General features: G+C 63.5%; 7 protein-coding genes. 5 read left to right on the forward strand and 2 right to left on the reverse strand.

Annotated elements, in window-relative coordinates:
- Positions 1-97: 97 nt before the first annotated feature.
- Together ACPWR9_RS15320 and ald are read left to right on the forward strand one after the other, a co-directional pair.
- Positions 98-1,384 (forward strand): D-amino acid dehydrogenase, encoded by a 1,287-nt coding sequence (locus ACPWR9_RS15320; protein WP_426298906.1) that lies wholly within the window; start codon positions 98-100, stop codon positions 1,382-1,384.
- A gap of 164 nt (positions 1,385-1,548) precedes the next feature.
- A complete protein-coding gene (gene ald, locus ACPWR9_RS15325) occupies positions 1,549-2,682 on the forward strand; it encodes an alanine dehydrogenase (RefSeq protein WP_426298908.1) in 1,134 nt (377 codons plus the stop codon).
- A gap of 105 nt (positions 2,683-2,787) precedes the next feature.
- On the opposite strand, the gene ACPWR9_RS15330 is transcribed toward ald, so the two are convergent.
- Together ACPWR9_RS15330 and ACPWR9_RS15335 are read right to left on the reverse strand one after the other, a co-directional pair.
- Positions 2,788-5,922 carry an efflux RND transporter permease subunit gene (locus tag ACPWR9_RS15330; RefSeq protein WP_426298910.1) on the reverse strand — a complete coding sequence of 1,045 codons (3,135 nt, stop codon included), beginning with the start codon at positions 5,920-5,922 and terminating at the stop codon, positions 2,788-2,790.
- Between the two features lie 3 nt (positions 5,923-5,925).
- Complete coding sequence (locus tag ACPWR9_RS15335; RefSeq protein WP_426298912.1) at positions 5,926-7,206, reverse strand: efflux RND transporter periplasmic adaptor subunit; 1,281 nt, start codon at positions 7,204-7,206, stop codon at positions 5,926-5,928.
- Positions 7,207-7,735: 529 nt separating this feature from the next.
- Between ACPWR9_RS15335 and ubiG the strand changes: the two genes are divergently transcribed.
- The 3 genes from ubiG to ACPWR9_RS15350 all read left to right on the forward strand — a co-directional run bounded on the left by ubiG (position 7,736) and on the right by ACPWR9_RS15350 (position 13,326).
- A complete protein-coding gene (ubiG, locus tag ACPWR9_RS15340) occupies positions 7,736-8,431 on the forward strand; it encodes a bifunctional 2-polyprenyl-6-hydroxyphenol methylase/3-demethylubiquinol 3-O-methyltransferase UbiG (protein ID WP_426298914.1) in 696 nt (231 codons plus the stop codon).
- A 1-nt stretch (position 8,432) separates the two neighbouring features.
- On the forward strand, positions 8,433-9,191 hold the full coding sequence (gph, locus tag ACPWR9_RS15345; RefSeq protein WP_426298916.1) for a phosphoglycolate phosphatase: 759 nt from the start codon (positions 8,433-8,435) through the stop codon (positions 9,189-9,191).
- 121 nt (positions 9,192-9,312) lie between these two features.
- Entirely contained in the window at positions 9,313-13,326 is a 4,014-nt protein-coding gene (locus ACPWR9_RS15350) for a DUF748 domain-containing protein (RefSeq protein ID WP_426298918.1), read from the forward strand.
- The last annotated feature ends 28 nt before the right edge of the window (positions 13,327-13,354 follow it).

The following is a 13,354-nucleotide window of genomic DNA, read 5'->3' on the forward strand; positions in this document are numbered from 1 at the left end:
TCCTGAATTCGACTGATATTCATTAACTAAACCTAGCAATCCGAGAATAGCATGCCAATAAATACTGCATAACTACGGATTTACAGGAGTCCACGCAATGAAGGTCATCGTTCTCGGCAGCGGCGTCATCGGCGTTACCAGCGCCTACTACCTGGCAAAGGCCGGGCACGACGTCACGGTGCTCGACCGCCAGGCTGGTCCGGCACTCGAGACCAGCTTCGGCAACGCCGGCCAGATTTCGCCGGGCTACGCGTCGCCGTGGGCCGCGCCGGGTATTCCGACCAAGGCCATCAAGTGGCTGTTCCAGAAGCATGCGCCGTTGGCTATTCGTCCGGACGGCTCGCTCACGCAGCTCAAGTGGCTCTATCAAATGCTGCGCAACTGCACGCCGGAGCGTTACACCGTCAACAAGGAACGCATGGTGCGCATCGCGGAATACAGCCGCGACTGCTTCCGCGCCCTGCGCGCCGAGACGGGCATCGCCTATGAAGGCCGTCAGGCGGGCACTCTGCAACTGTTCCGTACCGAAGAGCAACTGGCCAACGCCGCTCGCGACATTGCCGTGCTTGAAGAAGCCGGCGTGCCGTTCGAACTGCTCGACCGCACCGCGCTGGCGAGCGCCGAACCGGCCCTGGCTGCCGTCGCACACAAGCTCACCGGCGGCCTGCGCCTGCCGAACGACGAGACGGGTGATTGCCAACTCTTCACCACGCGTCTCGCCGCAATGGCCGAAGCGCTGGGTGTGAAGTTCCGCTACGACATGCCGATCGACGGCCTGCAAGTGGTCGGCGACAAGATTGAAGGCGTCGTCTGCGCCGGCATGATGCAGCGCGCCGACGCCTACGTGGTGGCCCTCGGCTCCTTCTCGACGCCGTTCCTGCGTGGCATCGTCGACATTCCGGTCTACCCGCTCAAGGGTTACTCGATCACGGTGCCGATCGTCGACGCCGCACGCGCCCCGGTCTCGACCGTGCTCGACGAGACCTACAAGATCGCCGTTACGCGTTTCGACGATCGCATTCGCGTCGGTGGCATGGCCGAAGTCGTCGGCTACAACAAGGCCCTCAACCCGGCACGCCGCGCCACGCTCGAAATGGTTGTGAACGACCTGTACCCCGGTGCGGGCAATACGGCGGAAGCGTCGTTCTGGACCGGGCTGCGCCCGATGACGCCGGACGGCACGCCGATTGTCGGTGCCACGGCACTGCGCAACCTGTTCCTGAATACGGGTCACGGCACGCTGGGCTGGACAATGTCCTGCGGCTCCGGCCAGTTGCTGGCCGATCTGATGTCGGGCCGCCGACCGGCCATTCTGTCCGACGATCTGTCGGTGGCGCGCTACAGTGGCGCCCCGGATGCGCAGGCCCAACCGGCCTTCGCCTGATACATCGAACGGCACCTTCGGGTGCCGTTTTTGTTTGGGGACTCACATCGACGCGAGCGGTGTGAGCAACGAGATGAGACGCAGCACACGAATGCCGCGCCCGCCCCGCCTGATGACTGGTTCGATAGCGTTTTTTGCCGTCACATCACAACAGGAGACACATCATGAGAATCGGCGTACCGAAGGAGATCAAGAACCACGAATACCGCGTAGGCATGACGCCCGCAGCCGTACGCGAAGTGGTGGCACGCGGGCACGAGGTCTGGATCGAAGCGCAAGCCGGTGCTGGCATCGGCATGGACGACACGGTCTATACCGCCGCAGGCGCCCGCATCGCCGCCAATGCTGCCGAAGTCTTCGACCGCGCCGAGTTGATCGTCAAGGTCAAGGAACCCCAAGCGGTCGAACGCGCGCGTCTGCGCCCCCATCACACGTTATTCACTTATCTGCACCTCGCGCCCGACCCGGAACAGACCCGCGATCTCATCAAGAGCGGCGCCACCTGCATCGCCTATGAGACCGTGACATCGGCCACAGGCGGGCTGCCATTGCTAGCGCCGATGTCCGAAGTCGCTGGACGCATGTCGATTCAGGCGGGTGCGACGGCACTTGAAAAAGCCCATGGCGGTCTTGGCTTGCTGCTCTCGGGTGTGCCCGGCGTGGAAGCGGGCAAGGTCCTGATTCTCGGCGGCGGCGTGGTCGGCACCAACGCGGCGACAGTCGCTGTCGGCATCGGCGCGCAGGTGACGATCATCGACAAATCGGTCGATGCGCTGCGCCGCCTCAGCGCCCAGTTCGGCGGACGCGTGCAAACGGTCTACTCGACGCAGCACGCGATCGAGCAACATCTGCGCGAAGCCGATCTCGTCATCGGCGGCGTGTTGATTCCGGGGGCGGCGGCACCGAAGCTCATCACCCGCGAGATGCTCGGGATCATGCGTAAGGGCGCCGTCATCGTGGACGTGGCCATCGATCAGGGCGGCTGTTGCGAGACATCGCATCCGACGACGCATGCCGATCCGGTCTATGTCGTGGATGGCGTTGTGCACTACTGCGTCGCCAACATGCCGGGGGGCGTGCCGCGCACATCGACCTTCGCGCTCAACAACGTCACGTTGCCGTTTATCTTGCAGTTGGCGGAACACGGTCCGGTGGCGGCGATGCGCGCCGACGCGCATCTTCTCGCCGGGCTGAATGTCGCGCGCGGCATGGTGACGAATCGTGGCGTCGCCGAAGCGCTTGGCCTGCCGTATCACGATCCGCATGCCGTATTGGCCAATCTATCAGCCGCTGCCTAAAGCGCTAGCGGGACACCACTGAGCCGCCAGGAAGACATCAAGGAAGCATCTAGGGTCCGAATATCCCTATTCGGGCCCAACTTTCCCTCACGCAACCCAGCCCCATCAGGACGCACCGCCCTCGCCCTTCGCCTCCTTGCGACGTCGATACCACTGACTCGCCCTGTCGAGATAGAGATACACCACGGGCGTCGTGAAGAGCGTCAGCGCTTGCGAGAGCAGCAAGCCGCCGACCATCGCGTACCCCAGCGGACGCCGCAACTCCGACCCCGCCCCTGTGCCAAGCATCAACGGCAGGCCCGCGAGCAACGCACACATCGTCGTCATCATGATCGGACGAAAACGCAGAAGACACGCCTGATAGATCGACTCCTCGGGCGAGAGCCCGCGCTCACGTTCCGCCGTCAGCGCGAAGTCGACCATCATGATCCCGTTCTTCTTGACGATCCCGATCAGCAAAATGATGCCGATCAGCGCAATCACGCTCAAATCGTGTCCGCCGATCATCAGGATCAGCAACGCGCCCACACCTGCCGAAGGCAATGTGGACAGAATCGTGAGCGGATGGATATAACTCTCGTATAGCAATCCGAGCACGATATACACCGCGACCAGCGCCGCCAGAATCAGGTAGGGCTGCGTCGCGAGCGAATCGCGAAACGCCTGCGCCGTGCCCTGGAACGTGCCATTGAGCGAGAGCGGCAGATTCATCTCGGCCTGCGTGCGCCGAATCGCGTCGACGGCCTCGCCGAGCGACACCCCCGGTGCCAAGTTGAACGACAGCGTCACCGCCGGAAACTGGCTCTGGTGGCTGATCAACAGGTAATTGGTCTTGCTGCGATCCACGTGGACGAACGTCGAGAGCGGCACACGCTGGCCGGTGATCGGCGAGGTGAGATAGAGCTTGTCGAGTAACGCCGGGTCGGCCTGCAACGCGGGCGTGACTTCCATGATCACGTGATAGCTGTTGATCTGCGTGAAGTACTGCGCGATCTGACGCTGCCCGATGGCGTCGTACAGCGTGGCCTCGATGACCGCCGGTGAAATACCGAAACTCGACGCGCGATCCCGATCGATGGTCAGTGTCGCCGTGGGCGCGTTGCTTTGCTGGTCCGTCGCGAGGTCGGTGAGCTGCGGCAGCTTACGCAAACGCTCGAGCAACCGCGGCGCATAGATGTTCAGTTCGTTGATATCGGCATCGGTCAGCGTGTATTGATACTGCGTGCGCGCCAGTCGGCCACCGACGTTGATGTCCTGCCCCGCTTGCAGGAACAAATTGATCCCTTCGAGTTGCGCAAGCTTCGGTCGAAGACGCGCAATCACCTGATCGGCGGAAAGCGTGCGTCCGGCCGACTTCGGTTTGAGGTTGATGTAGAAATTCGCCGTATTGGCCGTGGTGTTGCCGGTGTTGGCGACGAAGCTCAACACGTCCGGGTCTTGGCGCACCACGTCGGCCACGCGCACTACGCGCTGACTCATCAACTGGAACGAGGTGTCCTGCGACGACTCGGCGAAGCCGAACACGAAACCGGTGTCCTGCTGCGGAAAGAAACCCTTCGGAATCACCACGTACAACAGCGCGGTCAATGCGACGGTCGCGATGAACACAAGCAGCGTGACGAATTGGTGCTCAAGCACGACGTGCAAGCCGCGACGATAGCTCTCCTGCATGTGCGAGAAACCCGTCTCGAACCATGCGTACAGACGGCCGTGCTGCTCTTTCGACGCGTCGCGCAAGAACCGCGAACAGAGCATCGGCGTAAGCGTGAGCGAGACGATCACCGAAATGGCGATGGTCAGCGTCACGGTAATCGCAAACTCCCGGAACAGCCGCCCGACGATGCCGCCCATCAGCAGTAGCGGGATGAACACCGCCACCAGCGACACCGAAATCGACACGATGGTGAAACCGATTTCGGCCGCGCCGCGATAGGCCGCTTCCATCGGCGCCATGCCCTCTTCGACGTGGCGATAAATGTTCTCGAGCATCACGATCGCATCGTCCACGACGAACCCGACCGAGATCGTGAGCGCCATGAGCGAGAGGTTATCGAGACTGAAGCCGATGCCGTACATCACTGCGGCGGTGCCCATCATCGCGAGCGGCACCGTCACGGCGGGAATCAGGGTCGCGGGCAAGTTCCTCAAGAACAGGAAGATCACCAGCACAACGAGCACCCCCGTGAGCACCAACGTGAACTCCACGTCCTCGACCGATGCCCGGATCGTCTGCGTGCGGTCGGTCAGCACATTGACCTCGACCGCTGGCGGAATCGACGCCTGCAAGCGCGGCAGTGCCGCCTTGATGCGCTCGACAGTGGCAATCACGTTGGCGCCCGGCTGCTTGGTCACGGCGAGAAATACCGAGCGTCCGCTCTTGAGCGGCTCGCTCTCCGGCATGGCCGCGCCACGGTAGGCCCAGCCGGCGAAGCGGGCATTTTCCGGCCCGGCTACGGCCTGTCCTAAATCGCGCACGCGCACCGGGGCACCGTTGCGATAGGCAACGATCACATCGTTCCAACGCACGGGATCGAGCAACTGGCCGTTGTCGTAGACCGTCACACTCTGACGCGGCCCGTCGAAGCTGCCTTTCGGTGTGTTGACCGTCGCGCTGGCCAGCGCGCCGCGTACGGTTTCGAGATCCAAGCCGAGTGCGGCGACCTTGTCGGGATCGAGCTGCACGCGAATGGCGGGTTTCTGCGTCCCGCCAATGTTCACCAACCCAACGCCGTCGATTTGCGAGATCTGCTGCGCAAGAATGTTGTCGGCGTAGTCGTTCACGACGGTGAGCGGCAAGGTATCCGACTTGACCGACATCAGCATGATGGGCGAGTCGGCGGGGTTGACCTTGCGATAGGTCGGCGGACTGGGCAGATTGCTCGGCAACTGGCCACCGGCGGCATTGATGGCCGCCTGCACGTCCACGGCTGCTGCGTCGATATTGCGATTCAGGTCGAATTGCAGCGTGATCGATGTGGCGCCGAGAGCGCTCGTCGACGTCATCTGCGTGAGCCCTGCGATCAGCGAGAACTGCCGCTCCAGCGGAGTCGCCACGTTCGACGCCATGGTCGATGGGTCGGCACCGGGCAATGTCACGGACACCTGAATGGTCGGGAAATCGACCTGCGGCAACGGCGCGACCGGCAATAGCGGCCAGGCGGCCACACCGACGAGAAACAGCGCCGCCGCCAGCAACGACGTGCCGATCGGGCGCTTGATAAAGGCAGCGGAAATGGACATGGGCTAGTGGGCCGCCGGTGCACCGCTGGCCGAATTGGCGGGTGTTGCAGCACTCCCGGACGCCCCGCCGGGCTGAGCGGCTGGCGCGGCTGCGCCCCCCGTCGCCCCACGGGCTTCCATCACCGCCACGCCGGGACGCAACTTGAGCTGCCCCTCCACGACCACGCGCGCCCCCGGTGCCAAACCGCTCTCGATAACGGTGCGATTTCCCTGCGTGATGCCCACCTTCACGGGTTGCACGACCGCGCGGCCGTCGCTGCCCACCACATATACATAGGTGCCGTTCGGCCCGCTTTGCACCACAGAAGTGTCGAGCGCGATCGCCTGCGTCATGACCCCCAGCGTGAGCCGGGCATTGACGTACTGCCCGGGCCACAGGCGATGATCGGCGTTAGCGAACGTTGCTTTCAACTGCACCGTGCCGCTCGTGTTGTCGATCTGGTTATTGATCAGCGTGAGCTTGCCCGATGCCAGCTTCTCGGTGCCGGTACGCGGAAAGACGTCGACCACCAGCCCCTGATTTCCGGCGGTTTGCATAGCGGCATTTACGCGTCCGACGGCCTCCTCCGGCAGCGTGAACAGCACGGTGATCGGATCGATCTGATTGACGATGACGATACCGTTGGCGTCTGCGGCGTGCACGATGTTGCCAACATCGACCAGCCGCACGCCGGTACGCCCCGTGACGGGTGAGCGAATCGTCGTGTAGTCGAGTTGCACGGCGGCGTAGTCGATCTGCGCCTGATCGGTCATGACGGCCGCTTCCAGTTGCTTGACGAGCGCGGCCTGCGTGTCGGCCTGTTGTTGTGGCGACGCGCCTTGTGCGGCCAAGGTTTGGTAACGCTTGAGGTCGACACGTGCGTTGACCAGTTGGGCCTGGTCGCGCGCCTTGGTGGCCCGTGCCTGTTCCAACTGGGCGCGATAAGGACGTGGATCGATTTGCACGAGCAAGTCGCCCGCTTTGACGTCCTGCCCTTCGTTGAACGCAATGCGCTCGATCTGCCCGTCGACCCGCACGCGCACGGTCACCGACGTGGTGGCCTGCACCGTGCCAATCCCCAAAACGTAGCGCGGCAGATCGCGCGCCGTCGCAATGGTCGTAATCACAGCAACGGGCGGAGGCGGTGGTGCGGCAGGTGGCTTGCGATTCGCTATCCACCGCCAGATCAGGAGTGCGGCGATCACCAGCAGCACCAGCGCGAGCCAGCGCCAACGGCGTGAGCGCCGGTGCGGCCCGGGGGGCGGAGCGGCAGCGGCGCTGTCTTGCGCCGTGGATTGCGTCATGGCGCCTCCCTGGGGAGTCCGATCCAAAACGGCCGGGCGTTTGCCCTGCTGCGGGTCCGGCGATCTGGCGACCTCGCCGCCCCAAAGGCAAACACGAATCGTTCACCGGGCACTCGGTGAGACGTGCTCCCGAGTGTGTCGTATCTGCCGGTAGCTCGCAGTCCGCATTTTCCCTGCCCGGACAGGCTTGCCAGACGGCGGCCACGTCCCGGTCAGATTGACGCCATGGTGCCGTCATCCGCGACGCACAGCGAGTGGCGAAGCATCAAAACGCCCGTTTAACATCGGTCCGACCGGAACGCCGGAAGTCGCAGACGGCCTGCTGCCCCCTCTCATACCCCCCATCCGCACATAGGGCTGCCGGGTGCGCCGCAAAGTCGCGCCACGCCTTGCGCTTTGGACATGGGCGCACTCACTTCGTTATACTTGCCCCATCTCGACGGCACCCGCCGGCCCCTGCCCGGTCGCTGGGTATGCGCCGCCGCCCGGCATCCTGCCTGCGCAAGCCGTCAACGTCTGTGACCTATCGATGAACGCCGACCCCCAAGAACTCAACAAATTCAGTGAACTGGCCCACCGCTGGTGGGATCCGCACAGCGAATTCAAGCCGTTGCACGAAATCAATCCGTTGCGCCTCGACTGGATCGAGCAGCACGTGCCGCTGCAAGGCAAGCGTGTGCTCGACGTCGGCTGCGGCGGCGGCATCCTGACCGAATCGATGGCGCGTCAGGGCGCACGCGTCAAGGGTATCGACCTGTCGACGAAAGCCCTCGGCGTGGCCGATCTTCATAGCCTCGAAGCCGGCCTGCCGATCGAATATGAAGAGATTGCCGCTGAAGCCCTTGCCGCGCGCGAAGCCGGCACGTACGACGTGGTGACCTGCATGGAAATGCTCGAACACGTGCCCTCGCCGGCCTCGATCGTCGCGGCCTGCGCCACGCTCGTCAAACCGGGTGGCCATGTGTTCTTCTCCACGCTGAACCGCAATCCGAAGGCGTGGTTGCTGGCCGTGGTCGGCGCGGAATACATATTGCGCATGCTGCCGCGCGGCACGCACGACTACGCCAAGTTCATTCGCCCGTCGGAGCTCGCCTCGTACACGCGAGCGAGCGGTTTGTCCGTGCGCGATATGCGCGGCCTGACGTACAACCCGCTCAACAAGCGCTACGCGATCAATCGCGATACCGACGTCAACTATATGATCGCTTGCACGCGCGATGCCTGATATGTTCGCCCCCCCTGAGCGCAACGCCCTCGCCGCCAACGCCGCCAACGCCGCCAACGCCGACAACATCGGTGACGTCGCCTCGCGCCTGCTCGGCGGCGATGTGCGTGCGGTGCTGTTCGATCTCGACGGTACGCTCGCCGACACGGCGCCGGACCTCGTCGCTGCCGTCAACAAGGTGCGCACCGATCGCGGCTTGCCGCCGGGACCGTACGAGTCGCTGCGCCTGCAAGCGTCGCATGGCGCGCGCGGCTTGATCGGCAGTGCGTTCGGTGTCACACCGGACGACGCCGCGTTCCCTGCCCTGCGCGACGCCTTCCTCGCCAACTACGAAGCCGCGTTGTGCGTGCAAAGCCGCCTGTTCGATGGCGTACCCGAATTGCTCGCGGCATTGACCAAGAATGGTATTCCCTGGGGTATCGTCACGAATAAAGCGGCCTGGCTGACCAACCCGCTCGTCAAGTTGCTGGGACTGACCGAGACGGCCGCCTGCGTCGTGTCGGGCGATACCACGCCGCATAGCAAGCCGCATCCGGCACCGTTGCTCTACGCCGCTGAATGCATCGGCATTGCACCGGCGCACATCGTGTACGTCGGCGACGACCTGCGCGATATTCAGGCAGGCAAGGCGGCCGGCATGGCGACGATTGCAGCGGCCTATGGTTATTGCGGCGACACCCTCGCACCTGCCGAATGGCAGGCCGATGCTGTCGTCGAACGCGCGGGCGCGATCGCCCCGCTGGTGATGTCTCTGGCCTGACAGGCCAAGCGCGTCATCTGCCGGACCGGGGGCGCTGCCGCAGCACGCCCGGTCCGGGTCTATTCCGCCGCGCACAACGGTGGCGCGGCGTGTGCTTCACTGGCTGCTTACGGGAGACCGCATGGCCGAGCAAGCGAACGATCGCAAACCTTCTCCAGATACCCCCCCGGGCAACAATCGCCTGCAACAGGGACTCGCGCGCGCGCAAGCGCTCGGCCGCGATCCCAACGTGCGACGACGCGCGCGCAAGACCGGGCTGTGGACCGTCGGCGTGCTGGCCGTTTTTGGCGTCGTGGGTTATTTCACCGTCCCCGCGGTACTCAAGCATTACGCCGTCGAGAAGCTGTCTACGTATCTCGAACGACCGGTGAGCGTCGGCGACGTCAGTTTCAATCCGTACACGCTGCGCCTCGATCTCCATCAGGTACACATCGGTGACAAGACACCGGGGCAACCGTTCGTGGATGTCGGACTGTTGCGCGTGAACGCGTCGTGGGGCTCGGTGTTCCGCCTCGCGCCCATCGTCGACGAACTGTATGTCGATACGCCGGTCGTCAACATCGTGCGTACCGCGCCGCAGCGCTTCAATTTCTCGGACATCATCGATAAGGCGACGTCCGGTCCGCCGTCGCCGGAGCCGTCCAAACCGGCGCGCTTTGCGCTGAACAACGTGCAGGTCAAGAACGGCACGATCCGGTTCGACGATACCGTGCAAAACGAGAAGCACGTTGTCGACAACTTGCAGGTCGGCGTGCCGTTCATCGCGAACCTGCCCGCCGACACCGACATCTTTGTTCAGCCGTTGTTACAGGCATCGATCGACGGCTCGCCGCTCAATATCTCCGGCCAGACGAAGCCTTTTGCCGATTCGCTCGAATCGACGGTCGATATCAAGCTCGATCGGCTCGATGTGCCCAAGTATCTCGGGTACTCGCCCATGACGGTGCCTGCGAAGATCAAGAGCGCCGCCGTGAGCACCGACCTGAAGCTGCGCTTTACCCGCGATAAGGATGGCAGCAACCACGTCGGGCTGACGGGCACGGCCACGCTGGCCGATGCGGTTGTGGTCGAGCCCGATGGCTCGCCCATCGTCGCTGTCAAACAGGTGGACGTGAAACTCGGCAAGGTCGAACCGCTAGACAACGTCTATCACATCGACAGCGTGCGAATCGACGGGCTCGATCAGCAAGTGACGATGCAAAAGGACGGCACGCTGAACGTGGAAAAGGCGTTGTCGCCGCAGCGCACGGCCATCAAGGCCGTTGGCCGGGCGGTTGGCGAAGCGGCGGCCTCTCCGCAGGCGAGCGAAGCTGCCAAGTCGGCACCGAAGGTAGCGGCCGAGCAAACCGCGCAAGCCGCCACACCGGCGTCGGCTGCCGAGGCCGCGCAGGCGAAGGCAGCCGCGGCGGCACAGCCGACACCGCTCGACTTGCAGGTGGGCGAAGTTGCCATCGTCAACAGTAAGGTGCGCTTCACCGACGCGCGTGGGGCAAAACCCGCGAGTGTCGCGTTGGAGAACATTCAAATTGGCGTGAAGCAGTTCTCGACGCTCGGCAAGGCGCCTGCGACGTATGACGCGTCCATCGGCGTGCAGAGCGGTGGCACGCTGAAGGCGCAAGGACAATTCAGTCTCCCCGCATATAACGCCAGCGGCGATCTGGATGCCGAATCGATCGCTCTCGCCCCGTTGCTCCCGTTCGCCCAAGGCGCACTGGCGGGCGATTTGAAGAGCGGTACCGTCGGACTACAGGCGAAATTCAGTGCCGCATTCGCACCGGACAAGCAGCCGAACGTTCAGATTGCGCCGGCCACGGCGACGCTCGACAAAATCGAGTGGCTCACCGGCATCAAAGGCGACGCTCCACTCAAACTCGCCCACGCGCAAGCCAAGCTCTCGCGCTTCGATCTCGGTGCACAGCAGGCGGTACTCGATGAATTGACGGTCACGGGGTTGGACGTTGCAGCGCGCCGCGACAAGGACGGCAAGATCAATCTGCTGGCGCTCACGGGCAACGGCCAACCGAAATCTGCCGCTGCGGCCAGCGGGGCCGGACGCGGCGTCAATGCACGCGTGGGGACGGAGCGCGGCCGTCACACGTCGGCGAAATCGGCACCGTCGAAAACGGCGCAAGCTGGCGGCTGGCAGTGGCAGGTTGGCAAGGTCTCGGTCGAGAATGCGAGCATTGCGTTGGAAGACCGTGCGGTCAAAGGCCGCCCGATCAGCGCGAAGTTCGCACCGCTCAACGTTCGGGTAGAGGGCGCGTCGCAGGACATGGGCAAGCCGTTGAAGCTTGAGGTCAACGGCACGCTGAACAAGAAGGGCTCGCTCAATGCGACCGGCAGCATCACGCCGCAGCCCATTTCTGGCGATCTTCAGATCAAGACGCAGCAACTCGATTTGGCGGCGTTCGACTCGTACATCAGCGACGAGTTGAATGCGAGCATCGCGAGCGCCCTGCTCTCGAGCAACGGCCGCGCCACGTTTGCAATGAAGGGCGAGACGCCGCAAGCCACCTACCGCGGCGATGCGACGTTGGGCAACGTCCGTCTGCTCGACAAGGTGACGGCGGACGATTTCATGCGTTGGAATGCGCTGTCGGTTCAGCAAATCAACATGGCCGTGGGCAGCGGCAAGCCCAACGTGCAATTGGGTAGCGTGGCGTTGTCGCGCTTCTATGCGCGTCTGATCATCAATGCCAACGGGCGGCTGAATCTGGCCGACGTGGTCGGCAACAAGGAAACCGCGCCGCGCTCGCTTACGCGGGCTAATACCGGCGTACCGCTCGACGGCAGCTCGGCGAGCGACGCGGCGGCCAAACCGCCGCTGGACGCTGCGGCATCGGCGGTCGAGGCGGGTCAATCGACCGAGGTCGAAAAGAAGGAGCAGAAGCCAGGTGAGACGACCGCCGAGCGCGGGCCGGGCTATGGCACGGGCAAGGCGTTGCCGGCAGACGTTCACATCGGGCGGATTACGTTGCAAGGTGGCAACATCAACTTCACCGATAACTTCGTCAAGCCGAACTACACGGCCAACTTGACGGATATCGGCGGGCGCATCGGTGCCTTCGGCACGGCGACGACCGAGCCTGCCGATGTGGCGTTGCAGGGCAAGGTCAACCGCAATTCACCGATCGACATCTCGGGCAAGATCAATCCGCTGGCGCCGATGGCGTTTGTCGATGTGAGCGCGAAGGCCGATGGTATCGAGTTGACCAATCTCACGCCGTACTCCACCAAGTACGCGGGGTATCCGATCGAGAAAGGCAAGCTCACGGTGGATGTGCACTACTCGCTCGATCAGGCCAAGCTGACCGCTAACAATCACATCTTCATCGACCAGTTGACGTTCGGCGACCGTGTGGAGAGTCCGACGGCCACGAACTTGCCGGTGCGGTTAGCCGTCTCGTTGTTGAAGAACTCGCGCGGCGAGATCGACGTGAACATTCCGATTTCCGGTTCCCTCGAAGATCCGCAATTCAGCCTGGGCGGGGTGATTTTCCGAGCGTTCGTGAACCTGATCGTCAAGGCGGCGACGGCGCCGTTCAGCCTGCTGGCTTCGGCGTTTGGCGGTGGGGATCAGGAACTGGGATATGTGGAATTTGCCCCGGGCAGCGCACGTCTGACGCCAGAAGACGAGAAGCGGCTCGACACATTGGTCAAGGCATTGAAGGATCGTCCGTCGCTCAAGCTCGATATTGTGGGCCGCGTCGATCCGGCGAAGGATACGGACGGGTTGCGTGAAGTGGCTGTCGATCGTGCTGTCAAGGCGCAGAAGGTCAAGTCGATGGTGGGTCGCGGCGAGAGCATCGATGTCGACAGCGTGAAGGTAAGTCCGGAGGAGCGCAGCAAGTACCTGACGGCAGCCTACAAGGCGGCGGACTTTGCGAAGCCGCGCAACATGATCGGTTTTTCGAAGTCGTTGCCTGACGACGAAATGGAGAAGCTCATGGAGACGAACGTCAAAGTGGGCGACGACGATCTGAGGGCGCTGGCCGAACGGCGTGCACAGCGGGTACGCACGTGGCTCGACGGCAAGATCGAGTCGGACCGGATGTTCGTGGTGGCGCCCAAGCTCAGTGCCGATGGCATTAAGGACAAGGGGGCGACGACGCGGGTCGACTTCGCACTCAAGTAGGGCATTTGTGTCATAATCCGCTTTACCA

This window comes from Pandoraea pneumonica, from assembly GCF_049918595.1.
GTDB lineage: Bacteria > Pseudomonadota > Gammaproteobacteria > Burkholderiales > Burkholderiaceae > Pandoraea > Pandoraea pneumonica_A.